The organism is Sorangium sp. So ce1014 (assembly GCF_051521505.1).
Classification (GTDB): domain Bacteria; phylum Myxococcota_A; class Polyangia; order Polyangiales; family Polyangiaceae; genus Sorangium.
This window is the reverse complement of sequence record NZ_CP150356.1, coordinates 11,414,628-11,439,322: the sequence shown is the minus strand read 5'-3', so window position 1 is coordinate 11,439,322 and position 24,695 is coordinate 11,414,628. Positions and strand designations below refer to the sequence as shown.

21 protein-coding genes are annotated in these 24,695 nt (G+C 70.7%); 5 read left to right on the top strand and 16 right to left on the bottom strand.

Going from position 1 to position 24,695, the window contains the following annotated elements; all coding sequences use genetic code 11:
- Nucleotides 1-362 precede the first annotated feature (362 nt).
- Both mgtE and WME75_RS43140 read left to right on the top strand, forming a co-directional pair.
- Nucleotides 363-1,748 carry a magnesium transporter gene (gene mgtE, locus WME75_RS43145; RefSeq protein WP_437483495.1) on the top strand — a complete coding sequence of 462 codons (1,386 nt, stop codon included), beginning with the start codon at nt 363-365 and terminating at the stop codon, nt 1,746-1,748.
- Nucleotides 1,749-1,936: 188 nt separating this feature from the next.
- Nucleotides 1,937-2,530, top strand: a complete 594-nt coding sequence (locus tag WME75_RS43140; RefSeq protein ID WP_437483492.1) for a single-stranded DNA-binding protein — start codon at nt 1,937-1,939, stop codon at nt 2,528-2,530.
- A gap of 155 nt (nt 2,531-2,685) precedes the next feature.
- Here the strand turns inward: WME75_RS43140 and WME75_RS43135 are convergent, their stop codons facing one another.
- From WME75_RS43135 to WME75_RS43120, 4 genes are all read right to left on the bottom strand, one after another.
- Nucleotides 2,686-3,351, bottom strand: coding sequence for a hypothetical protein (locus WME75_RS43135; RefSeq protein ID WP_437483489.1), 666 nt, complete (start codon nt 3,349-3,351; stop codon nt 2,686-2,688).
- A complete protein-coding gene (locus WME75_RS43130; RefSeq protein WP_437483486.1) occupies nt 3,332-3,697 on the bottom strand; it encodes a MerR family transcriptional regulator in 366 nt (121 codons plus the stop codon). The genes WME75_RS43135 and WME75_RS43130 overlap by 20 nt, the downstream gene beginning before the upstream one ends.
- 11 nt (nt 3,698-3,708) lie before the next feature.
- Complete coding sequence (locus WME75_RS43125) at nt 3,709-4,014, bottom strand: integration host factor subunit alpha (protein WP_012241218.1); 306 nt, start codon at nt 4,012-4,014, stop codon at nt 3,709-3,711.
- Nucleotides 4,015-4,341: 327 nt separating this feature from the next.
- On the bottom strand, nt 4,342-5,907 hold the full coding sequence (locus WME75_RS43120; protein ID WP_437483483.1) for a glycosyltransferase family 2 protein: 1,566 nt from the start codon (nt 5,905-5,907) through the stop codon (nt 4,342-4,344).
- Between the two features lie 495 nt (nt 5,908-6,402).
- Between WME75_RS43120 and WME75_RS43115 the strand changes: the two genes are divergently transcribed.
- Nucleotides 6,403-7,443, top strand: a complete 1,041-nt coding sequence (locus WME75_RS43115) for a hypothetical protein (RefSeq protein ID WP_437483480.1) — start codon at nt 6,403-6,405, stop codon at nt 7,441-7,443.
- A gap of 61 nt (nt 7,444-7,504) precedes the next feature.
- Here the strand turns inward: WME75_RS43115 and WME75_RS43110 are convergent, their stop codons facing one another.
- From WME75_RS43110 to WME75_RS43085, 6 genes are all read right to left on the bottom strand, one after another.
- Nucleotides 7,505-7,849: a response regulator gene (locus tag WME75_RS43110; protein WP_437483477.1), complete on the bottom strand. Its 345-nt coding sequence runs from the start codon at nt 7,847-7,849 to the stop codon at nt 7,505-7,507.
- Nucleotides 7,850-8,093: 244 nt separating this feature from the next.
- On the bottom strand, nt 8,094-8,852 hold the full coding sequence (locus tag WME75_RS43105) for an ABC transporter ATP-binding protein (protein ID WP_437483474.1): 759 nt from the start codon (nt 8,850-8,852) through the stop codon (nt 8,094-8,096).
- A complete protein-coding gene (locus WME75_RS43100; RefSeq protein WP_437483471.1) occupies nt 8,849-9,658 on the bottom strand; it encodes an ABC transporter ATP-binding protein in 810 nt (269 codons plus the stop codon). Before WME75_RS43100 ends, WME75_RS43105 begins: the two co-directional genes overlap by 4 nt.
- On the bottom strand, nt 9,655-10,887 hold the full coding sequence (locus WME75_RS43095) for a branched-chain amino acid ABC transporter permease (RefSeq protein WP_437483468.1): 1,233 nt from the start codon (nt 10,885-10,887) through the stop codon (nt 9,655-9,657). The genes WME75_RS43100 and WME75_RS43095 overlap by 4 nt, the downstream gene beginning before the upstream one ends.
- Before the next feature lie 47 nt (nt 10,888-10,934).
- On the bottom strand, nt 10,935-11,663 hold the full coding sequence (locus WME75_RS43090) for a ClpXP protease specificity-enhancing factor SspB (RefSeq protein WP_437483465.1): 729 nt from the start codon (nt 11,661-11,663) through the stop codon (nt 10,935-10,937).
- A 219-nt stretch (nt 11,664-11,882) separates the two neighbouring features.
- On the bottom strand, nt 11,883-13,253 hold the full coding sequence (locus WME75_RS43085; RefSeq protein WP_437483462.1) for a phenylacetate--CoA ligase family protein: 1,371 nt from the start codon (nt 13,251-13,253) through the stop codon (nt 11,883-11,885).
- Nucleotides 13,254-13,942: 689 nt separating this feature from the next.
- On the opposite strand from WME75_RS43085, the gene WME75_RS43080 reads away from it, so the two are divergent.
- Nucleotides 13,943-14,683, top strand: coding sequence for a hypothetical protein (locus tag WME75_RS43080; protein ID WP_437483459.1), 741 nt, complete (start codon nt 13,943-13,945; stop codon nt 14,681-14,683).
- Here the strand turns inward: WME75_RS43080 and WME75_RS43075 are convergent.
- Nucleotides 14,674-14,997: a hypothetical protein gene (locus WME75_RS43075; protein ID WP_437483456.1), complete on the bottom strand. Its 324-nt coding sequence runs from the start codon at nt 14,995-14,997 to the stop codon at nt 14,674-14,676. The genes WME75_RS43080 and WME75_RS43075 overlap by 10 nt on opposite strands.
- A 449-nt stretch (nt 14,998-15,446) precedes the next feature.
- Between WME75_RS43075 and WME75_RS43070 the strand changes: the two genes are divergently transcribed.
- Complete coding sequence (locus WME75_RS43070) at nt 15,447-16,661, top strand: hypothetical protein (RefSeq protein WP_437483453.1); 1,215 nt, start codon at nt 15,447-15,449, stop codon at nt 16,659-16,661.
- A gap of 167 nt (nt 16,662-16,828) precedes the next feature.
- Here WME75_RS43070 and WME75_RS43065 read toward each other — a convergent pair whose 3' ends face one another.
- The 5 genes from WME75_RS43065 to WME75_RS43045 form a co-directional block, all read right to left on the bottom strand.
- Nucleotides 16,829-17,743 carry a DMT family transporter gene (locus WME75_RS43065; protein ID WP_437483450.1) on the bottom strand — a complete coding sequence of 305 codons (915 nt, stop codon included), beginning with the start codon at nt 17,741-17,743 and terminating at the stop codon, nt 16,829-16,831.
- Between the two features lie 150 nt (nt 17,744-17,893).
- Entirely contained in the window at nt 17,894-19,561 is a 1,668-nt protein-coding gene (locus WME75_RS43060) for an IgGFc-binding protein (protein WP_437483449.1), read from the bottom strand.
- Between the two features lie 328 nt (nt 19,562-19,889).
- Nucleotides 19,890-22,928: an excinuclease ABC subunit UvrA gene (gene uvrA / locus WME75_RS43055; RefSeq protein WP_437483446.1), complete on the bottom strand. Its 3,039-nt coding sequence runs from the start codon at nt 22,926-22,928 to the stop codon at nt 19,890-19,892.
- A 116-nt stretch (nt 22,929-23,044) separates the two neighbouring features.
- Nucleotides 23,045-23,863: a Stp1/IreP family PP2C-type Ser/Thr phosphatase gene (locus WME75_RS43050; protein ID WP_437483443.1), complete on the bottom strand. Its 819-nt coding sequence runs from the start codon at nt 23,861-23,863 to the stop codon at nt 23,045-23,047.
- 377 nt (nt 23,864-24,240) lie between these two features.
- Nucleotides 24,241-24,684: a hypothetical protein gene (locus WME75_RS43045; RefSeq protein ID WP_437483441.1), complete on the bottom strand. Its 444-nt coding sequence runs from the start codon at nt 24,682-24,684 to the stop codon at nt 24,241-24,243.
- Nucleotides 24,685-24,695: the final 11 nt, after the last annotated feature.

Below are 24,695 nucleotides of genomic sequence, written 5' to 3'. Positions count from 1 at the left end.
CGACCTGCCGGCCCGCTCGGACCCGCCGGAGGGCGCCGTAGCAAACGAGATGCCGCCGCCGCGCTTCGAGAATCTCCATCTCCGCGCCGGGCTGCGCCGTCAACTTGATTGCGCGCTGCCAACGCAGTAGGCGATCTCCTCCCTTTCCACACCCTCCTGGCTCAACCCCGGTCGGTCGGGGGGCGATCGTCTGGCGGGGCCGTGATTGCCGCGGCCGCGCAACCCCGGTCGGCCGCCTCCGCCTCAACCCCGGTCGCCTCCACCTCGGTCGAAGGGAGCGGGCTGGCCTGATCGCGCCCCCCCCGGCGCCGGCCGGGGTTTGCCGCTTCCCAGCAGGGCCGAGTTGTGGTCAGTGCCCGAGCATGTTGCGCGTCGCCGTCGCCATGGTCCCGGAGGTACGGCAGCTCCTCGCCGAGGATCCGGCGCAGCTCGCCGACCTCCTGGACGAGATCCACGACGAGGACCTCGCCGATCTCATCGGCCTGCTGGACGACGCCGAGGCGGCGACGGTCCTGATGGCGCTCAAGGCCGAGGACGCCGCGCCCATCTTCGAGCGCCTCGACGGCGAGACCCAGGAGGCCCTGGTCGAGCAGATGGGCGTCGAGAGCATCGCGCCCATCGTCTCCGAGATGGCGGCCGACGACCGCACCGACCTCATCGAGGCCCTGCCGGACCAGGTCAGCGGCACGCTGCTCTCCACGCTGGAGAAGGTCGACCCCGAGGCCGCCGCCGAGGTCGAGGAGCTCGCCAAGTGGCCCGAGGACAGCGCCGGCGGCCTCATGACCACCGATTACGTGTCGGTGGGCATCCACCTCACGGTCGCCGACGTGATCGAGCGGATCCGCGCCGTCGGCGAGCACGCCGAGACCATCTACTCCGTGTACATCGTCTCCGATCGGGGGCACCTCATCGGCGTCGTCTCGCTGCGCGATCTGCTGCTCGCCTCGCCCTCCGAGAAGCTCGCGAACGTCATGACCGAGAACGTCTTCGCCGTCAGCCCCGAGACCGACCAGGAAGAGGTCGCGCGGACCATGGCGAAGTACGACTTCAACGCGTTGCCCGTGCTCTCCGCGGACCGGAAGCTGCTCGGCGTCATCACCGTCGACGACGTGATGGATGTCCTCACGGAGGAGCAGTCCGAGGACATGCAGCGGCTCGGCGCGGTGGGTCCCATCGACGAGAGCTACTTCAAGACGAGCTTCTGGACGTTCATCCAGAAGCGCGCCCCCTGGCTCGCCGTGCTGTTCGTCGGCGAGTTCATGACCGGCGAGGTGCTCCGGCGTTACGAGGACGACCTCGAGGCCGTCGCGACGCTCGCTTACTACGTGCCGCTGCTCATCTCGACGGGCGGCAACTCCGGCTCGCAGTCGTCGTCGCTCATCATCCGCGGCCTCGCCGTCGGCGATGTGCGCGTCGGCGACTGGGCGAGCGTCCTCGTCCGCGAGCTCGGGCAGGCGGTCGTGCTCGGCCTCATGCTCTCCGTCATCGGCATGCTCCGCGTCTGGCTCTGGGGCGACGGCACCGGCTTCGTCCTGACGATCGGCGCGACGCTCATGGCGATCGTGCTCATGGGCTGCACGGTGGGCGCGATGCTCCCGCTCCTGCTCCGGCGTATCGGCCTCGATCCGGCGACAAGCTCCACGCCGTTCATCGCGAGCCTCGTGGACGTCCTCGGGATCCTCCTCTACTTCACGATCGCCCGCGTCTTCCTGGCCGATCTCCTCGCGCAGGCCGGGGCGGGCGGCTGAGCGGCCCCGGGCACCTCGCCGTCCGGACCGAGGCGGCGCCGGCTCCCCCGCGCGGGCGCGCCGCGTGAGTCGCCGCGTGATCTGCGCGCGCCTCGAGTCCTTGACGCGTCAGCGCCCATGGGGGAGGGAAACAGGCGACGTTCGTTCAGCGCAACGTGCGCTGAGCCGCTCCCAGGGAAGGAGTCAAGATGGCCGAAGGCTTGAATCGCGTGATGCTGCTTGGCAACCTGGGCGCCGACCCCGAGCTCCGGTTCACCCAGGGAGGGCAGGCCGTCTTGAACCTGCGGCTCGCGACGACCGAGTCGTACCTGGACCGCGACAAGGTCCGGAAAGAACGGACGGACTGGCACAATGTCGTGATCTGGGGCAAGCGCGCCGAGGCCTTGGGCAAGATCCTCAGCAAAGGCTCCTCGATCTTCATCGAGGGCTCGCTCCGCACGTCGAGCTACGACGACCGGGATGGCAACAAGCGCTACAAGACCGAGGTGGTCGCGAACAACGTCCTGCTGACGGGCGGCGGCCGCAGCCGCGGCGTCGCCAACGACGACGCGGGCGCGTTCGGCGCTGATCCCGGCGGCGGCTACACCGGCGGCGGCGGCGGCTACGGCGGTGGTGGTGGCGGCTACGGCGGCGGTCGCCCGGCCGGCGGCGGCTACAACCGCGGCGGTGGCGGCGGTGGTGGCGGTCGCCCGGCACCGGCTGCGCCGGATGCCGGCCCCCCTCCGGACGACTTCGGCGGCGGCGGCTACGGCGGCGGCAACGACGACGACATCCCGTTCTGATCCCCGGAAATCCTGCACAATCCCCGCTGCCAGAGCGGCGCTCACCCGCACAGGAGACGGGCCCAGGTCGGCGTTTTCGGCGCACAGGCGCACTCCCGTGCGCCGAGCACCGAAAGCGTCGAGGTGGGCCCGTATCCGAAGCGGGTGACGCCGCTCTAGGGGCGCGGGCGAGGGCGCCACGCCAGCATAACGGCCACGCCTGCCGCCGCGAGCACCCCGAGCGCCGCGGTCGCGGCGAGCGGCTCCTCCGCGGCGAAGAAGATCGCCCGCACGAGCACCCCCGGCGCCGGCGGCGCCGTGAACGCCCCCTCAACCTCCGTCGCGCCGAGCAGCGCGCCGCACCGGGCGCCCGCCCCCTGCGCCGGCTCCTCCAGACAGACCACGCTGCAGAGCGCCGCGTCGCGCTCGCTCCCGGCGAAGCCGAGCACGTGCCACCCGCGGATCGCCACCGCGCGCTCGCCCGCCGTCCCCGCCGCCTCGAACGGCTGCTCGAACCGCTGCGAGTGCGCGCGGATCGGCCCCGCTTCCCACCGCTCGATCGCCACCCCGAGGCCGCCGCGCACGAGCCCCGATGCCCGATCGAGCACCAGCTCCTCCAGACCGGTCACCCACTGCCGCGACGGAGCCGTCGCGCAGACCGCGCGCAGCGAGAGGCCGTCCGCGTCGACGCCCCGCCGGAGCGTCACCTTCGCCCCCGCGATCGCCGAGACGTCGATCGAGGGCAGCACCGCCTGCAGCGCATCGCGCGCCCCGGCAGGCAACGAGAGGCGCAGCGCGAGGCCCGGCGCCACGCCGTGCAGCTCAGACGCGCTCGAGCTCATCCATCAACGCGAGCACCTCGCTGCGGATCTCGACGAGCGCCGTGCGCATCCGCTGCACCTCCTCATGGCTCGCGCCCGCGTCGGCGGGCGGCGGCTCGATGCCGCCCTCGCGCAGCTTGCGACGCGCCCCCGCGATCGTGAAGCGGTGCGAATAGAGGAGCTCCTTGACCTTGAGGAGCGTCTCGACGTCGCGCCGGCTGTAGACCCGCTGCCCCTTCGCCGACTTCTGCGGGCGGATGGAGCGGAACTCCGTCTCCCAGTACCGGAGCACGTGCGGCTCGACCCCCACGAGGCCGGCCACCTCGCCGATCCGGTAGTACAGCTTCGCCGGAAGCTGCTGGCGCACCGCCAAGCGGTCTACTCCTCGGCGGCCGAGGCCGTCTCGCGCGGGTTGAGGGCCTGCTTCAAGATCTGGCTCGCCTTGAAGTTCAGGACCCGCCGCTCCGTGATCAGGATCGGGTCGCCGGTCTGGGGATTGCGCCCCTGCCGCTGGCGCTTGTCGCGCAGCACGAAGTTGCCGAATCCAGAGATCTTGATCTTCTCCCCGCGCCCCAGGGTTTCCTTCATGGTCTCGAACACGAGATCCACCAGATCGGCAGACTCCTTCTTCGAGAACCCCCCGAGGCGGGAGTAGACCGCCTGAACGATTTCGGCTTTCGTCATGAGACCCCCATCGCCCTTGCAGAAGGGGGGGACACGCCGCAACCCCTGAAGACCGTTCAGGAAGCCGCGTGCGGTCCCCCGACCGGCCTGGGGGCAGGATGCCAGCCTGCGTCGGGGAGGTCTAGGGGGTTACGCAGGCTTCGCCCGATGAGCGCCGGGCCCGCTTTGTGCAGCCCTCCAGCGGGCGCGGTGCCGGAGCCAGCCCGCCGGGGCTCGGCGTCAGCCCACCACGACGAGACAAGCGCCCCGCGCGGCCCTCATCGAGGCCGGAACCCCGGCAGGATCCCGGCGCGGCCGCGCGGCATGGGCTCGCTGGCGGCGAACGGCTCAGGCGGCGAGGTCGCCGAGAGGCCGCTCCTTCGTCGCCTGCCTTGACCAGGCGCCGACCACGGCCGCATCGCCCGGCCGCGCGTCGTTCCAGCCGACGGCCGGCGCGCCCGAGACCGCGTCGCGGCGGCGCGCGAACTGCTCCTGGGCGACCATGGCCGCGACGTAGAAATATCCGACGGCGAAGAGCACCGCGAACGGCGTGGCGAAGTAGTGCCCCGTCTGGACGGACGCAACCACCGCGCCGCACGACAGCACGGCGAGCACCGCCTCGGTCAGCGGCAGGTCCGTGCGCACCCTGTACCGGCCCTTGTTGTCGCCCTGCTTCGGGGTCCGCACGAACTCGCCCGACATGCTGCGGATCCCCTCGATCACGGCCTTCGACAGGTGCGGCGCGAGCCCCGTCCCGAGCGCGATGAGCATCGGCAGGCGCACGACCGCGCCCCAGCGCGAGCGGCCCTGCGCCGTCTCGGCCAGCATGTAGAACGCCGCGAGCGATCCAGTCGTCGCCGTGCAGAGCGGCAGGTCGATGGCGACCATCGTCAGCGTGTCGGCGGCGGGGAACAGGACGAGCGCCGGCAGGAGGAGGATGCTCAGCAGGACCAGGAGCGGGTAGGCGAAGTGCGGCGTGAGGTGGAAGAACGCCTCGATCCGCTGCCCCCGCGAGAGCTTCGCGCTGAGCACCCTCGCCATCAGCTTGCGCGCGGTCTGCACCGTCCCCTTCGCCCAGCGGTACTGCTGCGCGCGCAGCGCCGAGATGTCCTCGGGGAGCTCCGCCGGCGAGACGACATCCTCGCGGTAGATGAAGCGGTAGCCCGCGAGCTGCGCCCGGTACGACAGGTCGAGGTCCTCGGTCAGCGTGTCGTGCTGCCAGCCGCCGGCCTCGCGGATGGCGTCCTTGCGCCACATCCCGCCGGTGCCGGAGAAGTTGAACAGGAGGCCGGCGCCGAAGCGCGCGCGGTTCTCGACGAGGTGGTGGCCGTCGAGCATGAGCGCCTGCACCTGCGTGAGGATGGAGACGTCGCGGTTCAGGTGCCCCCACCGCGTCTGGACCATGCCGACCGTCGGATCCTCGAAGTGGCCGACGATCGACCGGACGAAGCCCGGCTGCGGGATGAAGTCGGCGTCGAAGATCGCGACGAGCTCGCCCTTCGCGACCTTGAGGCCCTCGTCGAGGGCCCCCGCCTTGTAGCCGACGCGGTTCGTGCGGTGCAGGTACACCGCGTCGATGCCCTGCGCGCGGAGCCGCTCGACGTGCGCGCGCACGAGGCCCTGCGTCTCGTCCGTCGAGTCGTCGAGCACCTGGATCTCGAGCTTGTCGCGCGGGTAATCCATCCTCGCGACCGCATCGAGCAGCCGCGCCGCGACCGTCGACTCGTTGAAGAGCGGGAGCTGGATCGTCACCGGCGGGAGATCGCGATCCGTCAGGGCCGCGACCTCCTGCGCGTGCACGATCTTCGCGCGGTTGAAGCGACAGAGGACGACGAGGTGCAGTCGGTGCAGGCCGTAGGCGCTGAGACCGAGCAGCACGCCGAAGTAGAGCACACAGAGCAACATCGAGAGCATCGGGAGCACCTACCGCCAGGGTTGCCGGGCAGCCGTGGGATCGGGCGATCTTGCCGGTCCCCACTCCTGCAGATGCTGGCGGGTACCGAACGCGTACCATCCGCCGAATCCGAAGTTGTCATGCACTTGTAATTCGTTGCAACTCTCTGTCACGAGACGCGAAAAGTTGACTTGAGGCCGAGTCCTTCCCCCTGGAAAATGACAATCACCGACAATCCCGCTTCGCCCGGTCGCGCGGCGCTGGCCGCAGGTTCGCTGCACGAACGCCCGTGCGCGAGCGACGCACCAGGTACGGTGATCCCCCGATACCGCTGCTCTTAAGTAAGGTGTTTTTCGTAAGGGCTGCCCGAGGCTTCGTTCAATAAGTACGGCGCTCGCCTGATGAGCAGATTCACAGTGCTGTGGGGTTTTGAGGCCTGTCCAGGAGCGGCGCCGCCGGGGGTCCGGGGTCATCTGCGCCTGGCGCCCGTGGGAGCCCGGGGCTATCCGTTGCCGATGAGCCGCGCGTTACTTAATGAACTGAAGGCCCGCCAGATCGCGTTCCTCGAGGCGCGGCTCGTCTCGGAGGCCGCCGCGCGGGACTTCCGGGAGCGCCTGCCCGCCGGCTTCGCGGCGCTGCTCGCGACGCCGCTCGGCGAGCTCATCGATGCGGGGGCGGTCGCGCGGGCGCTCGACGCGCTGGCGGCGGAGGAGTCGCTCCGGCGGGCGGTCCGGCCCGCGGTCGCCGCGGCGCTCGCGGCGCTGGTCGAGGCGGCGCGCGCCGAGCGGCGGCGCGCGAAGGAGCTCATGCCGCAGGGGGCGCGCGACAAGCTCGATCGCATCCTGGAGCAGCCGAAGATCGTCCCCGAGCGGCTCGTGCGCGAGGTGCTCGAGAGCGCGGCGCTCGACGCGGTGATGCGCGACGTGCTCTACGACACGCTGAAGGAGTTCTCCGAGAAGGTGAACCCGTTCTTCGCCGAGTGGGGCCTGCCGGCGCTGCTCAAGCGGATCTCCCCCTTCGGCCTCGGCGGGGTCGGCAAGACGATGGGCACCCTGCGGGGCGACTTCGAGCGGCGGCTCGAGCCCGAGATCCGCCGCTTCTTGCAGGGGTTCTCGCGCACGGCGATGCGCCAGGTGCACGACATCGTCGTCGCCCGGGGCGACACGCCCGAGTTCATCGGCCTGCGCAAGCACGTCGCGACGTGGGTGCTGGAGCAGGAGATCTGCGCGCTCGTCGGTCAGCTCGACGCGACGAGCTCGGCGCTCGCCGAGGAGCTCGGGGCCGACGTCGCCGCGCAGGTGCTCCGGGACCGGCCGGTCCGGACGCGGACCAGCGAGGCGATCGCGGCGTTCGTCGCCGCGCACGCGCGCGAGCCGCTCGGCGAGGCGCTGGGGCGCCTCGGGATCGCGCCCGCGCCCGACTTCGACGCGCTCGCGGCCGCGCTCTGGCCGCTCGTGCGGAGCCTGTGCGCGACCGGACCGGTGCGCGCCTGGCTCGCGTCCGTGGTGGAGGAGTTCTTCGACGGGCTGCCGGACGGCATCGAGCCGCCCGCCTGAAGCGCGCCGAGACAAGGCGCGCAGCCCGCCTCGGGCGCGGGCCCCTGCGGCGAGCGGCCGCTCAGCCCATGGCCGACGCGTCCGCCACCGCCGACTCGATGTAGGCGAGGCCGCGCGACGGGCACGCGGGCACCGTGGGCGCGAACGCCTCCATGTCCAGGATCAGCTCGGGGCCGGCCGCGAGCGTGAGCACCACGACGGGCACGCGCGGCGACATGCGGCGGAGCGCCTCCATCTCGCTGTGGAGCCCCGATTCCTCCCGGGGCACGAGCACCATCACGTGAGGACGCCAGCGGGCAAGCACGTCACGCGCATGGCCGAGCCCGCAGCACGTCTCCACCGTGTAGTCCCGGGATGAGAGGAAGTGGACGAGCGGCAGGGAGTTGCTGGCGTCGTCGTCAATCACCAGAACTCGGGTCGTGCTCTCAATCTCCATAAGGTTCCCCCGTCGGCGGCTGGGTCTGACCGCGGCCACGAAGACCAGATCTTCATCGCCGCGCCCAGGGAAACCATACTCCATCGGCGACAAAGCGCGATATCAATCGCGCTTCATCGCATCACGCGACGCGTTGATACGCGCTTGAAACATCAGCGCTTTCCCCCTGTCGTCTCCGCGACCCGCGCCCCATCCGCGCGGGCCCGGCGGGGGCTCAGCCGCCGAGATAGGCCGCGCGGATCTCTTCGTTCGCCGCGAGATCCCTGGAGTCGCCGCTCATGGCGATCTGCCCAGTACGGAGCACGTAGGCGCGCGTCGAGTACTTGAGGGCGAGTCGGGTGTTTTGCTCGACGAGGAGTACGGTAGTTCCTGACGCCGCGATCTTGGCGATCGACTCGAAGATGTCCGCGACGAGCCGCGGCGCGATGCCGAGCGAGGGCTCGTCGAGGAGCAGCATGGCCGGGCGCGCCATCATGGCGCGGCCGATCGCGAGCATCTGCTGCTCGCCGCCGGAGAGCGTGCCGCCGTGCTGGTGCATGCGCTCGCCGAGGCGGGGGAAGAGCTTCACCACGTCATCGACGGTCTCTGCCATGGTGGGGCCGTCTTTATGGCACCACGCGCCGAGATCGAGGTTCTCGCGGACGGTGAGGTTCGAGAAGATCGCGCGCCCCTCGGGGACGAGCGAGACGCCGACGGCGACGAGCTCCTCGGTCGAGATGGACGCGAGGTCCTTGCCGTCATAGCGGATGCGGCCGGAGGCGATCGGCAACAGGCGGACGATCGTCTTCAGCGTGGTCGTCTTGCCGGCGCCGTTCGCGCCGATCATCGCGACGACCTCGCCGCGCCGCACCTCGAGGCTGACGCCCTTGAGCGCCCGGATGCCGCCGTAGCTGACCGCGAGATCCTCGACGACGAGCAGGCGCTCGCCGGGCGCCACCGAGGGGGGCTGCCGCGTCGGATGCGATGTCTTCATGCGCGCTCCTCTACCGCCGCAGCGGCCGCGGGGCGGGCCTCGTCTTCGACCTCCTCGCCGAGGTAGGCGGCGAGGACCTTCGGGTCCCTGCGCACCGCCTCCGGGGTGCCGTGCGAGATGGTCTCGCCGTGGTCGAGGACGTGGATCTCCTCGCACACCCCCATCACGACCTGCATGTTGTGCTCGACGAGCACGACCGTGATGTCGAAGGTGTCGCGCAGCCAGCGGATCTGCTGCTTGAGCCCCTCGGCCTCGCCGTAGTTCATGCCCGCCGCCGGCTCGTCGAGCAGGAGCAGCTTCGGCTTGAGCATCATCGCCCGGGCGATCTCGAGGCGGCGCTGGTTGCCGTAGGAGAGCGACGTCGAGATCTCGTCGGCCATCTCCTCGAGCTTGAACACCGAGAGCAGCGAGAGCGCGCGCTCGGTCATCTCCTGCTCGTCCTTGTAGAAGAACGGCGAGCGGAGCAGGGCGGAGGTGAGCGTCGACCTGCGCAGGTTCTCGCAGGCGACGAGCACGTTCTCGAGCACCGTGAGCTGGCCGAAGAGGCGGATGTTCTGGAACGTGCGAGCGACGCCGAGGCGCGCGATCTGGCTCGGCCTGAGCGGCGCGAGGTCGGTCCCGCCGAAGCGGATCGAGCCCTCGTCGTGCTTGTAGACGCCGGTGATCAGGTTGAACACCGTCGTCTTGCCGGCGCCGTTCGGGCCGATGAGCCCGAAGATCGAGCGATCCGGCACGGAGAACGAGACGCCGCCGACGGCCCGCAGGCCGCCGAACCGCTTGGTCACTCGCTGCAGATCGAGGCTCACTCGAACTCCCTCCCGGTCGGCTTGACCTCGTGCTCGAGGGCGCTGCCGGGCGGCTGCTCCTCCGGCGGGGCGCCCGGGCGCTCGGCGGCCGCCTCGGCGCCGGTCGTGGCGGGGACGGGCTCGGCCGGCCCGACCGGAGGGCGCTTCGCGCGCACCACGCGCCGGCCGAAGAGCTCGCGCTCGCCGAAGAGCCCCTCGGGGCGGAGGATCATCAGCCCGATGAGGATGCTCGCATAGAGCACCATCCTCAGGGCGTTCAGATCGAGCGCGGGGTAGGCCGCCTTCAGCGCGAGGACGCTGTCGAGGCCCTGGAGCTGCTCGATGAGCTTGACCGTGAAGGTCACGAGCACGCCGCCCACGATCGACCCGGTGACGCTGCCCGAGCCGCCGAGGATCACCATCGTGATGGCGTCGAACGAGTAGCTGAACGTGAACTGGTCGGGCTGGATCGTCGGGTTGCCGTCGCGCATCGAGGCGAGCAGGCCGCCGGCGATCCCGCCGCCGGCGGCGGAGATGACGAACGAGGTGACCTTGTAGCGCGTCGGGTCGACGCCCACCGCGGCGGAGGCGATCTCGTCCTCGCGGAGCGCGCGCAGCGCGCGGCCCCAGCCGGAGAACTTCAGCCGCCAGGCGATGAGGGTCGCGAGCACGACGGCGCCGAAGATCCAGAACGGGCCGCCGTACTGCGGGACGCCGGTGTCGTCGGGGCCGGCGTAGCCGATCGGGCCGCCGAGCGCCCCGAGCAGCCTGCCGACCGTCCCCTGCTCGGCGGCGCCGGTCGTCGCCGTGGCGATCGTCAGGCGGAAGATCTCGGCGAACCCGAGGGTCACGATGGCGAGGTAGTCGCCGCGCAGCCGGAGGCTCGGCAGGCCGACGACGAGGCCGAAGAGGGCCGCGACGAGCCCCGACGCGAGGAGCGCCGGGGGCATCACGAGGAACGAGTTGCCGAAGAGGGGATCGCCGCCGCCGAGCTGCTGGTGCAGGTTGCCGGAGACGATGGCCCCGGTGTACGCGCCGATGCCGACGAAGCCGGCGTGGCCGATCGAGAACTGGCCGGCCATGCCGTTGATGACGTTGAGCGAGAGCGCCGCGATGACGTTGACCATCGCGAACAGCGCGAGCTGCCGCCAGGCGGCGTCCGGCATGAGGGTCTCGAAGCCGAACTCGAGGGCGACGACGGCGCCGAGGAGCACGAGCGCCGTGATGACGCGCTTCAACGGTCGAGGCATGGCCGGCCACAGTTGATTTGGCCGAGCCGTACCGTCAAGCAGTAGCGTTACTTGATGACCCGCAAATAGGGGGGTAGCTCGCGCTTCGCCTTGCCCGCTCCCTGGCGCTGTCTGGGCTCGGGCTCACCGGAGCTGCCGGAATCGTCGTCTTCGCTCTCCTCGGTGGAGCGCACCGGCGCGAGGGCCGGCGCGGGCACCGCCGCGAGCGTCCTCACGGGCGCGCCGGCGTCCCGCGCCGAGGGCTCGCTCGCGCTGCGCTCGGCGGGCTCCACGGGCTCGAGCTCGGGACGGCGCACCTTGTCGCGCGCGCGCGCCTCGTCCGCCGCGTCGTCGCTCCGCTCGTCGTCGCCGCTCGGGGGCGCCACGGCGGCGAGCCGGGGGCGCGGCCGCTTGGCGGGCTTCTGCGGCGGGGCCACGCCGGGGCGCTGCTGCTTCTGCGCGGCGAGATCGGCCGGGATGTCCTCGGGCCACACCATGCCCCGCTGGTCCTCGCTCACGAGCGCCCAGATCGCGTGCCACGGCAAGCGGCACCAGAACGGCGCGCGGTTGAACGAGAGGGTGCAGCTGATCCCGTCGTCGTCCACCTTCAGGTCGGGGATCGAGATCGCCATGTTCATGCCGACCTGGAGGATCAGCTGCGGCTGCCCCGTGAACCACTTGGGGACGGAGACCCCGGGCCGGCGCGGGTCGAGGTGGATGAACACGCTCGGCTCTCGCTCGAGGAGGGCCAGCGCGACGTCCTTCTTCGGCGGAAGCGGTCTCTGCACGTCGGACATCGTACTGCTCTGCCCAATACCCCGGACCGCGCGGCTCCGCCAGCGCTTCGGGCCCTCGGGCGCCGGGCGGCGCGCCGGTGAGCAGGCCGCAGGGCGAAAGCCGCCAGGCGACTCCAGCAGCTCTGTAGAAAGCTCGCCGTAGAGGCGCGCGCGACGCGGCGGGCGCCGGCACGATCGGGCTGCCGGACCTCCTCCTCGCGGCCCGCGCGCCCGCGCACCTCACGCCGCGGGTCGCCGGCTCAGCTGGATCGGGACCTCCGAGAGGGTGACGCGGTGCTTGCCGGCGCTCGTGAGGGGGATGTGGTCGACGATCTGGACGCAGATCTCCGCGCGCTCGCCGAGGTGCTGCCGGACGGTGCGCTCGATGAGCCGCGCGGTCTCGGGCTGGAAGCCCTTGCCGGGCACGAGCCGGACCGTGATCGCGCGCCGCCGGTCCTGGTAGACCTGGTAGCGGGCGATCGTGGGCTGGTCCTTGATGAGGTGCGGGAAGAGCTCCCCCGCGAGCAGCTGGCCGTCGGGGCCGACGAGGAGGTCGAGGACGCGGCCCTCCACCGAGGCGAGCATCGGCAGCCCGCGGCCGCACGCGCACGGCGCGCCGGCGGCGATCGCGACGTCCTGGTTCTTGTAGCGGATGAGCGGCATCGATCGGCAGACGAGGTCGGTCACGACGACCTCGCCCGCCTCGCCCGGGAGGGCGTGTCGCCCGTCGCGGAGCAGCTCGACGTACACGCCTTCCAGGTTGATGTGCTTGCCCTCGTGCCGCTCGCACTCGGCGGCGATCAGCATGAGCTCCCGGCAGCCGTACCGGTCGAACACCGGCGCGCCGAACGCGCGCTCGATCGCCTCGCGCTGGTGCGCGAAGAGCCGCTCGGCGCTTGTGACGATGCCGCGCGGGGCGGGGAGCGCGCGCCCCTCCGCGAGCGCGTAGCGCGCCGCCTGGTACAGCGCGCTCGTGTAGCCGACGATGAGCTGCGGCCGGTACCGCGCGATCTCGTCGAGCAGCGCGGCGAAGCGCGCTTCGGACAGATCGAAGGCGCTGATCATCTTCTTGCGGAGGACGGCCTCGTGCAGGGAGCGCTTGGCCTTCTTCGCGAGCGTCTCCCCGAACACTGTGCTCCACAGGTGAAGCTCCCGGTCGCCGAGCCGGGCGCCCGCCCACCCGTCGGACCGCATGGCGGCCGCGATGCGGCGCTCGTAGGTGCGGTGGTCGAAGCGGAACTGCACCGGCTCCCCCGTGGAGCCTCCCGTGCCGCTCGAGTAGAGCCGGCCGACGAAGCCCTCGGCGAGGAGATCCGGCCCGTGGGCGCGGAGGTCGGCCCGCGTGAGGACGGGGAGCCGCAGGAGGTCCTCCGGCGCCTTCACCGAGGCGACGCGCACGCCGTGCTCGGCGAACCGAGCCCTGTAGAACGGGACGTTCTGCTCGGCGAAATGGAGGGCCGCGAGCATCCGCCGGAAGCCGAGGTCGCGAACCTCGTCTTCCGACCGCCACTGGGAGCGCTCGATCTCCTCCAGGTGTTTCAGGGTCTCCCTGCCCCTCAAACGGGTCTCGTAGAGCGGAAACAGGATGTTTCGAAACAGCTCACCGTACATGGGGAGAGCGTTCTATCGAATCATCGACCGTCAAGCGCGCGCCGGCGGCTCTCCTGCGAATCCGCATCTTCGTCGCGAGGAATCCGACCGGAGCGGCGCGCGCCGTCGACTTCCGTCCTGGCGGAGCCGGAGGCGCCGTATCCAGGACGGCACAGGCACCCTTCCACCGGGCGGCGAGCGATCTCTTCTGGCTCGACGACCGCGGCGTGCGCTCGCCATGACGGGCTCCGGCCGGGTGCCCACTTACGCCGCGTCGAACCCGAACGCCATCGGCTGACACGTTGGATCGCGCGCGGGTGCTGCCGTTCGGGCTGCGAGGGTAAGTTCAGAGGATCGAGGATGCGGCGCACCACCGCGGAGTCGGTGATCGTGGAAAGCACGCGCATCCTCCGTTCGCATCTCGGGCAGCGGAGCGCATCGAAGCCGAACGAACGCTTCATGAGCACGGCCCACCTGAACCGAGATCCGTCGCCTACCCGCGTCGGCCCATGCTGGCACACCCGCAGGCTTGATGTGCCACGCGCTGGCCCTGCTCCTGCCTGGATTCGCGCGTTTGTCGCGAGGCACCTCTCTTGCTGTCCGCCCTCGTCGCCGCGCGCGAGGTGCGCAGGCGAACGCGGAGAGGTGATCAGATGACGAGCAACGTGCTTCGAGCCCTGATGGCAGCCCTGCTGTCCGGTGCGTGCCTTATGGGATGCAAAAACGGCGGCAACGACGGCGTTGGCGCCAGCGGCGGCAGCGGCGGCGACAACGGCGGCAGCGGCGGCGACAACAGCGGCAGCGGCGGCGACAACAGCGGCAGCGGCGGCGACAACAGCGGCAGCGGCGGCGACAACAGCGGCAGCGGCGGCGACAACGGCGGCAGCGGCGGCGACAACAGCGGCGCCGGCGGCTGCGGCGAGGGCAGCGGCGGTGGCTGCGGCTTCCCGCCGGACAAGCCGTGCGAGGTGCGCGACGTCGAGGGCACGATCCCTGGCGTGAAGATAACGATCGAGTCGAGCCGGTGCGTCTACCACGAGGGAGAGGCGGCGGAGTTCGTCTACACGGTCACGACCGACTCGAGCGTTCCCCCGATCGACATCGCGGCCTCCACCGGCTGCGGGCGCTGCGTCGAGCCGACGAAGGATCCGCGCTCGTTCGTCTCCTACAAGATCAGCGGCCTCACGTGGGCCGCCTCTCCGCAGCCGCAGCTCTACTGCCTGTGCGACGTGGGCTGCTGCCCTCCCGACGAGTCAGCGACCGTGCAGGTCGACGCGACGACGGCGACGCAGTCGATCCTCTGGTCGGGGCGGCAGTGGAACGGGCCGTCCGACACCAGCAATCCGGAGGGCGACTTCTTCGCGCCGGGCAGCTACGAGGTCGAGGTGACGTTCGACGGCAAGGAGCAGGGCGTCGTCACGGCCAAGCTGGGGATCGAGATCTACCCCTGAAGCACGGCCGAGGCGAAACCCGCAAGGAGACAGCGGCCCAGGGTCGCACAAGGGAATTCGAGACCGGTCGGAGAGGTCGAGCCCCGGCTGCCCGCCGACTGACGCTCGACGGCTGACCGCTGGCCGCCACGGGTGTCCTCTCCCAGGCGACACCCCGTCGAGGGCTCGTCCGAAAGCTCGACCACGCCGATCGGCCCGAAGCGCTCGATCCCCACCAGCAGCGCAAAGAGGGCGCGATCCAGGGAGATGCCCGCCTCCGCGAGCAGCGCCTGATCGCGGTGCGGCTGATTCATGAGCGCGATCAGATCGACCATGGCTCCGTGCAGCTCGCGGAGCTCCTCTTTTGTAATCCGTGTATTTTGCACGAATTCTCTTGACGCTTCGGAAGGCGTAACTATATGCATAGTACACATATACAAACCGCAGTCGAACAAAACGTGGCTTCTTACCAAGCGCCCGGCCCCTCCGCTCGTGAAGGATCCGGCTGCCCGGAGATCTCATGCCTGCTTCAATACGCTCGCGCTCCGTCGCCCGAGTCTCGCTGTCCGCCCTCACCCTCGCCCTCGCTCTGCCAGCCGCCTCGCTCACCGGCTGCTCCGGGGGCGACGAGCCCACGGAGCCCCAGGCTGCCGGGAGTAGCCCCACGTTCCACAAAGACGTCGAGCCCATCCTGCAGAAGAGCTGCATGGGCTGCCACTCCGCGGGCAATATCGCGCCCTTCAGTCTTACCGCGTACGACGACGCCAAGGCTGTCGCGGCGCTCATGGTCCACACGACCAAGGCGGGCACGATGCCGCCCTTCGCCGTGCGTGACACCGACGAGTGCTCGACCCGTCACGCGTGGAAGGGCGACATCCGCCTCTCCGACGAGGAGATCAGCACGCTGGAGGCCTGGAGCAAGGCCGGCACCCCCAAGGGGGATCCGAAGGACGCGCCCGCCTCGTTCGTGCCGAAGAGCCCCGACCTGCCGGGCATGACCCTCGAGGTTCATCCGAACGAGCCCTACGTCACCTCCGGCGAGCAGGACGAGTTCCGCTGCTTCATCATCGATCCCGGGCTCACCGAGGACCAGTACCTGAATGGTCTACAGATGGTGCCCGGCAACCACAAGGTCGTTCACCATGGGATCATCTCCGTCGATCCGGAGAGGAAGTCCGCGAGCCTGGCCGGCCCCGACGGGAGCTTTCCGTGTGGCGCCGGCGATGTCGCGAATGGCGTGGACGACGGATCGCTCCAGATGCTCACAGCCTGGGCTCCCGGCACCGACCCGGTCGATCTGCCCGAGGGGGTGGGTCAGCTGATCCCGAAGGGGTCGCTCATCATGATCCAGATCCACTACCACCCCGCCGGCACGACGGCCGACCCGGACCTGACGCGCATCCAGCTCAGGCTCACCCAGGAGAAGCCGAAGTACGGCTTCCTGTACCACCTGATCGGCAACTTCGATGATCCGGTCGGCCAATTTGGCTTCGGGCTGCTACCGGGTCCGGACGACAAGAACGGCGTCGAGTTCCTGATCCCCGCGGACAGCAAGAACCACGTGGAGACGCAGCAGATCACGGTCCCGGCCCCGGACTCGCCCATAGCGCAACAGATGCCGTTCCCGCCGGGCACGCGCATCTATGGCGACTTTCTGCACATGCACTACCTGGGCTTCGACCAGAAGGTGACGGTCACGCGGGCGAACGGCTCACCCGATCAACCCAAGGAGGAGTGCCTGGCGCACGCGCCGAAGTGGGAGTTCGGCTGGCAGCGCTCGTACTCGTACGACGCGCCCCTCGAGACGCTCCCGACGCTCGAGCCGGGCGATGTGCTCCAGATCCGGTGCTCGTACAATAACTCGACGGAGAACCCGTACGTGGTCAAGGCGCTCAAGGAGGCCAAGTTGATCTCGACGATCGACGTGGCCTACGGCGAGGGGAATACGTTCGACGAGATGTGCGTCGCCGGGCTCTCGCTCGTGTACCCGATGCCCTGACGGGAGCGGAGGCGGGCGTACATGGGGAGAGCGTCCTATCGAATCATCGCTCGTCCAGCGCGCGCCGGAGGCGCTCCTGCGAATCCGCATCTTCGTGGCGAGGAGTCCGACCGGAGCGGCGCGCGCCGGCGACTTTCGTCCTGGCGGAGCCGGAGCGGAGGGGCGCGTCAGCCTGCGCCGCCGGCCGCGGGCGGGCTCGATCCGAAGATGGCGACGGTGGCGCCGGCGAGGATGATCGCGGCGCCGGCGATCTCGGTGGCGGTGGGCAGGGCGTCGAGCCACAGGGCGCCGATGACGATCCCGCCCAGCGTCTCGCCGGGGGACACGAGCGCGACGATGGACGGGGACATGCGGCGCGCCGCGGCCTGCACCGCGGTGTGGCCGACGAGGGTGGGGACGAGCGCGAGCGCGACGATGGCGACGGCGGCGTGGGCCGGCGGCGGGGCGACGCCGGCGAGGGCGCCGGGCGCGGCGGGGAGCGCGGCGGCGAGGAAGACCGCGGCGCTCGTGTAGACGAGCGCGGCGTAGCTGCGCGCCGGCAGCGCGTCCCGGAGCGCCCGGGCGAAGGACACGTAGAGGCCGTAGAGGACGGTGGCGCCGACGACCATGAGGTCGCCCGAGAGCCGGTGATCGCCGGCGCCGGACGCGCTCGCGATGACGATCGCTCCGGCGGTGGCGAGGAGCACGCCGGCCTGCTCGGAGCGCGTGGGGCGGACACGGAAGAACGCCCACGCGCAGAGCACGACGGCGAGCGGCTCGAGCGAGATGAGCGAGAGCGCCGCGGCGAGGGAGGTGCGGTCGAGCCCCCAGAGGAAGAGCGCGAAGTGGACGGCGAGCAGCAAGCCCGCCGTCAGGACGGCGGCGCGCTGGCGCAGCGAGAGGCCGGCCGCGGAGCGGGCGATCCCGCGCAGGTCGAGCAGGGAGAGCGCGACCGCGGCGAGGGCGACCCGGCCAAAGGCGATGAAGAGCGGGTGGACCGGGCGCGCGTACCGGGCGAGCGGGCCGCTCGAGGCGAAGGCGAGGCTGGCCAGGACGACGAAGAGCGCGGCGCTCCGGGCCGTGACGCGCTGCTTGGCCGTCATGCGATGCTGCTAGGTCAGGCGGCAGGGGAAGACAATCCGCGAGGCGCGTACCGGCCACCGCGGCGGCGCCCCGCCACGCCGCCGCGCCGCGATCTCGGGTCGCAGCTCGACCCTCTCGGGCCGGCGGGAGCGTCCGACGGGCGTCCGGGATCAGTTGGGCGGGGGCGGCGGCGGCGCGATGGCGACGAGGTTGAGCCCGCCCGGGTACTGGTAGCTCGTGTAGGAGCCGTAGCCGATCACCTGGATGCCGACGGGGGCCGAGGCGGTCAGCACGTGAGCGCCGCCGTTGCCCGGGCCGAGCCGGACGCGCGCGACACCGAAGCCGGAGCCGTTGCCGATCGGGGTCGGCGCGACGTCGACGGCGGCGGCGTCGAGCGTGATCGCGGCGTCGATGGGCTGGATGATGTCGACGTAGCTCTCGTCGTAGTCGCTGGGCGCGAGGAAGATGTACTTGGTGCGGTACTGCTCGACCGCCGTGGCGTGGCTCTGCGAGGGGTCGCCCTTCTGCTTGGGAGCGCGGGTGTCGCGGTCGACGATCTCGGCGCCCAGCATGAACGTGCTGACCGCGAACTCGTGATCTCCCACGATCTCGAAATCGCTCCTCACGACGCTGAGGTCGACGACCTGGCCGGCGTCGATCGAGGTCGGCGCGCCGTCCGGCCGGCCGGAGGGGTAGGTCAGCGCCGTGCCGTCGACGTTGCCATAGAGGCGCACGATGTGGCCGAAGACCTTGCCGCCGGGCGAGGTCGGGACCGTGACGAAGTACCGCCTGCCCAGGGTCTCGGCCGGGAACACCGACTCCTCGATGTGGTCGCAGGCCTTGTAGCCGGCCGGCGCCTGCGTGCACGGCATGCCCGTCAGCACCTGGACGGGCTTCGTCGCGGTGACGAGGCTGCCGCTGAGATCGTTGTTCGGGTGTCCGAGGACCTCGACGACGTCGCCCTCGTCGAGCTCGACGGTGAAGTCGCCGCCGCCGGGCGTCGCAGGGATGCCGCCGCCCGCGATCACCGCGCCGCCCTGAGCGACGTTGACGGTGACGCTGGTGCCATCCTGGATGCCGGTGATGACCATGTAGGCGCCCGATTCCGCCTGTCTCCAGCCCTGCTGGCCGGTGACGCGGTAGTTGCCGGTCATCGCGGTGCTCGGCAGGAGCAGAGAGGCGTCGTTGGTGAACGAGAAGCAGCCGTAGGCGTCCCCGCTGGAAGGGCACGTCTGAAGGCCAGGACAGGAGGACCAGTCCTTCCCCTCCGGGCCTCCAGCGCTCTTGTACTCGAGCGCGTTGAATTGATAGACCGTGACCGGCCTGGTCGAGACGAGGTGGTAGGCGCCGCCGTCCACGCGAACGGAGCCGGTGATCGATTTGCCCGAGGCGCACCTGGAGGCGTCGGGCCCCTTCAGCTCGGGGACCCAGGGGAGGTAGATCTTGGTCAGGCTGTTGGGCTGGACCTCGGCGTGCGCCATCGCAGCGCCGTCGCGCGTCACCTCGACCTCGGCCACCTCGTCGCCGGCGTTCGCGACGACGACCGCATAGTCGAAGATCGACCAGACGATGTTCGCGGTGACCGTGGGCCAGAAATCGCACCCGATATAGGACTTGTTCGCGGCGGCCTCCGCGCACGTCTTCGGGTCGCCCGTCAGCTCGGGGCCCAGGTCGTCTCCGCCGCCGGTACCGATGCCGATATCGTCTCCGGTGGCGCCGGCGCCCGCGCTCGTCGAGCCGCCGTCGCCCGGGCCGCCGCCGGTGGTGGTGCTTTCAGGTCCAGGGGGGCCCGCGGAAGAACCGCTGGCGGAGCACGCGGCCGAGGAGACGGCGCCCACCCACAGTCCTAGGCCGAGAAATAGAGAGTGCTTCGAGATCTGCATGGGCCCTCCCGTCAACGGACTTCGAGCACAGGGGCCTGTGCGACAGCCCGGCTGGCATGAGAATTACAATGGATTGTTGATTGCTGACGTGATCTGTCGGGCGCGTCCGCACCCCGAGACACGCGGTGTCTATCGATCCCGGCTACGCTTTTTTGTGCTTCGACGCAAGCACGTCAAACAAATCCACTGTAGTCGCCAATCATGGAGACAATGGAGTTCCAGAAGCTTTGGAACGCTGGGATACCCTGATCACACCAGGGACGGTTCTCTGGGTGACGAGGCGCTAGCGAGCCGCCAGCAGCGGTCGCAGGAACTGCCCCGTGTACGAGGCCGGGACGTTCGCGACGTCCTCCGGCGTCCCCTCGGCGATGACCTGGCCGCCGCCGGCGCCGCCCTCGGGGCCGAGGTCGACAACCCAGTCGGCGCACTTGATGACGTCGAGGCTGTGCTCGATGACCACCACCGTGTTCCCCGCCTCGACGAGCCGGTGGAGCACGCCGAGGAGCTTGCGAATGTCCTCGAAATGCAGGCCCGTCGTGGGCTCGTCGAGCACGTAGAGCGTGCGCCCCGTCTGGCTCTTGCCGAGCTCGCGGCTCAGCTTCACGCGCTGCGCCTCGCCGCCGCTCATCGTCGGCGCGCTCTGGCCGATCTTCATGTATCCGAGGCCGACCTCGACCAGCGTGTCGAGGATCCGCCGCAGCGCCACGTGGTGCTCGAAGAGCCGCACGCAGTCCTCGATGCTGGTGTCCAGGATGTCGGCGATGCTCTTGCCCTTGTACCGCACCGCGAGCGTCTGCGCGCTGTACCGCTTGCCGGCGCACACCTCGCACGGGACGTAGACGTCGGCGAGGAAGTGCATCTCCACCTTCACCACGCCGTCACCGCTGCACGCCTCGCAGCGCCCGCCCTTCACGTTGAAGCTGAACCGCCCCGGACCATAGCCGCGCGTCCGCGACTCCGGCAGCTCGGCGAAGATCTCGCGGATCTGGTCGAACGCCTTCGTGTACGTCCCGGGGTTCGAGCGCGGCGTGCGGCCGATCGGCTTCTGGTCGATCGCGATCACCTTGTCGAGCGCCTGGAGCCCCTTGATCGCGCGGTGCGCGCCGACCGGCTCGGTGCTGTTGTGGAGCGCCCGGCCGAGCGCCGGCAGGAGGATGCCGTTCACCAGCGAGCTCTTGCCCGCGCCGCTCACCCCGGTCACCGCGAGCAGCACCCCGAGCGGGAAGCGGACATCGATGCTCCTCAGGTTGTGCTCGGACGCGCCCAGGATCTCCAGCCACCCGCGCGGCGCGCGCCGCGCCTCGGGCACCTCGATGCGCGCGCGCCCCGCGAGGTACGCGCCCGTCAGGCTCTCCGGGTGACGCTCGATCTCCTCGGGCGTCCCCGCGGCCATCACCCGGCCGCCGAGGTGCCCCGCCCCGGGGCCGAAATCCACCACGTAATCGGCGGCCCGGATCGTCTCCTCGTCGTGCTCCACCACCAGCACCGTGTTGCCCAGATCCCTGAGGCGCCGCAGCGTCTCGATGAGGCGCTGGTTGTCCCGCTGGTGCAGGCCGATGCTCGGCTCGTCGAGCACGTACATCACCCCCGAGAGCTCGCTGCCGAGCTGGCTCGCCAGCCGGATGCGCTGCGCCTCGCCGCCGCTCAGCGTCGGCCCCGAACGATCGAGCGTCAGGTAGTCGAGGCCCACGTTCAGGAGAAAGTTGAGACGGCTCGTGATCTCCCGCCGCACCCCCTCCGTGATCTTCTGCCGGTTGCCCGGGAGCTCCAGCCGGGCGAAATGGTCGAACGCGTCCTTCACCGTCATCCCGGTGACGTCGGCGATCCCCTTGTCCGCGACGCGCACCGAGAGCGACTCGGGGCGCATCCTCCTGGAGCCGCAGACGTCGCACGGCCGCTCGCTCATGAACTTGCGGTAAGCCTCCCGCGCCGACTCGGACGACGACTGCTGGAACCTGCGCATCAGGCTGGGAATCACGCCCTCGAACTTGATGCCCCAGGTGCCATGGGTCTCGGTCCCCTCCTTCCCCCACGTCACCGCGATGCGCTTGCCCGAGAGGCCATGGAGCACCATCTCCTGCTTCTTCGCCCCGAGCTTGCGCCAGGGCACGTCGAGGTCGACGGAGCACGCCTTGGCCACGGCGTCGATGATGCGGAACGTCCAGCCCTCGCCGCGCGCCATGGCCGACGCCCAGGGGGCGATGGCGCCCTCCCGGAGCGACAGCGCGGGGTCCGGGATCACGAGGGCCGGATCGATCTCCAGGCGGGTGCCGAGGCCGTTGCAGGCGCCGCACATGCCGAGCGGGCTGTTGAACGAGAAGCTCTGCGGCGAGAGCTCGGGGAAGCTCTGGCCGCAGCAGGAGCGCGCGGCGCTGAACAGCAGCGGGGCGCCCGGACGCCGCCGCCGCGCGGCCGGCGCGTCGTCGGCCTGGACCTCGACCCGGAGCTCGCCGCGCCCCTCCTGGAGCGCGAGCTCGACCCCCTCGGTGATGCGCTGGCGCTCGTCCGCCCGCACGACGAGCCGGTCGACCACGAGCGCGATGGTGTGCTTGAGCTTCTTGTCGAGCCGCGGCGCCTCGTCGAGCCGGTGCTGCGCCCCGTCGATCTCGATCCGCACGAAGCCGCGGCCCCGGAGCTCCTCGAAGAGGTCCTTGAACTCCCCCTTCCGGTGCGTCACGAGCGGGGCGAACAGCACGAATTTCGTCCCCTCCGGCATGCCGAGGAGCTCGTCGACGATCTGCTCCGAGCTCTGCGCCTTCACCGGCTTGCCGCAGAGATGACAATGCTGCTCGCCGGCGCGCGCATAGAGCACGCGCAGGTAATCGTAGACCTCGGTGATGGTGCCGACCGTGGAGCGCGGGTTGCTCGATGCGCTCTTCTGCTCGATGGCAATGGTCGGCGACAGGCCGCGCAGGTGCTCGACCTGCGGTCGATCGAGCTGACCCAGGAACTGCCGGGCGTACGAGCTCAGCGTCTCGACGTAACGCCGCTGCCCCTCGGCGTAGAGGGTGTCGAACGCCAGGCTCGATTTGCCCGAGCCGCTCACCCCCGTGAACACCACGAGCTTCCGCTTCGGCACCTCCAGCCGATCGATGCGGAGGTTGTGCTCCCGCGACCCGAGCACCTCGATGAAATCCGGCTCGCGCGCGGCGTCGAGGAGCTTGAGCGCCGGCCGCGGCTCGGCCTGCCCGAGGTCGGGCGCGGCCGGCTCCGGGCGCGGCGCCCGCGACGCGCCGCCCTTTCCCGATCTGGCCGGCCCCGCGCTCCGGGAGGTGGAGACGATGGATTGCGACTGTGTGGATCCGTTCGTTCGCGCGCCCATTGGATTGCTCACCGCCATTAACACGGTGGCGCGCTCTCCGGCACGCGATGTTCTATGGAAAAACCGGGAAGCCACGCGCAATGCGCGCGGCAGCCCAGGTCAGGGGAGCGCGCAGCTCAGCGCCTGGCCGGGCCGCCGGGAGAAGCGCGCCAGCGCACGACAACGCAGGTGACGTTATCGGGGCCACCGTTCTCATTGGCGCGCTTGACGAGCCGCGACGTGATGTCGGCGAGGTCGGCGCCCTCGTCCAGGATACTTGCGATATCTTGCGCGGACACCACGCCGGACAGGCCGTCCGAGCAGAGCAGCAGGACATCCCCGCCCTCGACGGCGTCGATCCGCGTCTCCACCTCGACCGCCTCGTCGGTGCCGAGCGCGCGGGTGATCACGTGCTGGAGCGGGAACGAGCTGGCCTGCTCGGGGAGGAGGTGGCCGAGCCGGATGCACTCGTTGACCAGCGAGTGGTCCCGGGTGAGCTGCTCGAGGCGGTGATCGCGGAGGCGGTATACGCGGCTGTCGCCCACGTGCGCGACGGCGATGAAGCCGTCGCGCACGAGCGCGGCGGCGAACGTGGTGCCCATCCCGCGCTTCTCCCGGTCGCGCCGCGCCGCGGAGAAGATGCGGCCGTTCGCGAGCTGGATGCCCGCGACGAGCAGCGGGAGCCCCTGATCGATGTAGCGGGCCTCCGCGCCCCGCGTCGTGGCCGGCCCCACGCTGACCGCGACAGGCCAGGTGGAGTCCGGATCGTCGAAGAAATCACGCACGGTGTCGATCGCCATCCGCGAGGCGACCTCCCCGGCGGCGCGGCCTCCCATGCCGTCAGCCACGAGGAACAGCCCCCGCGGCTCGAGGATCGCGAAGCTGTCCTCGTTCGTTTCCCGGACCATGCCAGCGTGGGTGATCCCGGCGGCTTCAAAAACGAGGTGACGCTGCACGGCGCTACCCTCCAGCTTGCTCTCAGGCACGCGCTGCCGAACTGCCGAACGACGGGCGCGTATCCGCCGTCATCCGCGCCCTTCCGGCGCCTGGATCGAACCGATCGCGCGACACAGGACGCATCGTCTGCTCATCTGGCTGCCCGCTTCAACTGCTCTCAGGGAGCCTACGCGGCAAGGATCGGTCGCGTCCACCAGATCAGGCCTCGGGCCGCGCCCGCCCGCGGCTGTCCGCGCGGGGCTCGGCTGTCCGGTGCGCTGCGCGCGCGTTGCCGTTCCGTTTCCAACGTCTCGCGCTGCGGCGGACCCGGGGCGGAGCCGCGCGGGGCCTGCGGGGGCGACCCGGCGCGCGCCGCCCCGAGGCCGCGGCGGGCGCGTCAAGGGACCGCGAACCGATCGGCGCCGCCGCCGGAGCACGCGCTGAGCGCGAAGCCGAACCGGTCCTCGCGGCCCTCCTGCATGATGCGCTCGAGGTTGCGGCAAGCGTGACGGAAGACGCCCTGGAGAGCGTAGCGATCCTTGCTGTCCACGACGACGACGACGCCGGTGAGGGTGACCTCGAGGCGGTAGGTGACGGGATCGCCTTCGATGGTGTACCGCGTCGTCGTGAACTCGGACGGCTCGCGGTTCCTGTACGCCTGCCAGATGCACTCGCGCGCCGCGCCGTTGTAGCCGTGACCGTGCTTGACGACCTCGGTGCCGCACTGCTTGAGCGGCGGCGTCGACGGCCCGCTCTGCACCTTTTCGGGCGCGGACGAGCAGGAGGCGGCGAGCAGGGTCAGCGCGAGGGCAGCGAGCGATCGGCCTGGCGAGCGAGGCATGGCGACTTCTT

What these genes read in the sequence shown, in the direction of transcription:
- mgtE (WP_437483495.1), top strand. Translation starts at nt 363, where the DNA reads ATGTTGCGCGTCGCCGTCGCCATGGTCCCGGAGGTACGGCAGCTCCTC.
- WME75_RS43140 (WP_437483492.1), top strand. Translation starts at nt 1,937, where the DNA reads ATGGCCGAAGGCTTGAATCGCGTGATGCTGCTTGGCAACCTGGGCGCC.
- WME75_RS43135 (WP_437483489.1), bottom strand. Translation starts at nt 3,351, where the DNA reads ATGAGCTCGAGCGCGTCTGAGCTGCACGGCGTGGCGCCGGGCCTCGCG.
- WME75_RS43125 (WP_012241218.1), bottom strand. Translation starts at nt 4,014, where the DNA reads ATGACGAAAGCCGAAATCGTTCAGGCGGTCTACTCCCGCCTCGGGGGG.
- WME75_RS43120 (WP_437483483.1), bottom strand. Translation starts at nt 5,907, where the DNA reads ATGCTCTCGATGTTGCTCTGTGTGCTCTACTTCGGCGTGCTGCTCGGT.
- WME75_RS43115 (WP_437483480.1), top strand. Translation starts at nt 6,403, where the DNA reads ATGAGCCGCGCGTTACTTAATGAACTGAAGGCCCGCCAGATCGCGTTC.
- WME75_RS43105 (WP_437483474.1), bottom strand. Translation starts at nt 8,852, where the DNA reads ATGAAGACATCGCATCCGACGCGGCAGCCCCCCTCGGTGGCGCCCGGC.
- WME75_RS43095 (WP_437483468.1), bottom strand. Translation starts at nt 10,887, where the DNA reads ATGCCTCGACCGTTGAAGCGCGTCATCACGGCGCTCGTGCTCCTCGGC.
- WME75_RS43090 (WP_437483465.1), bottom strand. Translation starts at nt 11,663, where the DNA reads ATGTCCGACGTGCAGAGACCGCTTCCGCCGAAGAAGGACGTCGCGCTG.
- WME75_RS43085 (WP_437483462.1), bottom strand. Translation starts at nt 13,253, where the DNA reads ATGTACGGTGAGCTGTTTCGAAACATCCTGTTTCCGCTCTACGAGACC.
- WME75_RS43080 (WP_437483459.1), top strand. Translation starts at nt 13,943, where the DNA reads ATGGGATGCAAAAACGGCGGCAACGACGGCGTTGGCGCCAGCGGCGGC.
- WME75_RS43075 (WP_437483456.1), bottom strand. Translation starts at nt 14,997, where the DNA reads ATGGTCGATCTGATCGCGCTCATGAATCAGCCGCACCGCGATCAGGCG.
- WME75_RS43070 (WP_437483453.1), top strand. Translation starts at nt 15,447, where the DNA reads ATGGTCCACACGACCAAGGCGGGCACGATGCCGCCCTTCGCCGTGCGT.
- WME75_RS43065 (WP_437483450.1), bottom strand. Translation starts at nt 17,743, where the DNA reads ATGACGGCCAAGCAGCGCGTCACGGCCCGGAGCGCCGCGCTCTTCGTC.
- uvrA (WP_437483446.1), bottom strand. Translation starts at nt 22,928, where the DNA reads ATGGGCGCGCGAACGAACGGATCCACACAGTCGCAATCCATCGTCTCC.
- WME75_RS43045 (WP_437483441.1), bottom strand. Translation starts at nt 24,684, where the DNA reads ATGCCTCGCTCGCCAGGCCGATCGCTCGCTGCCCTCGCGCTGACCCTG.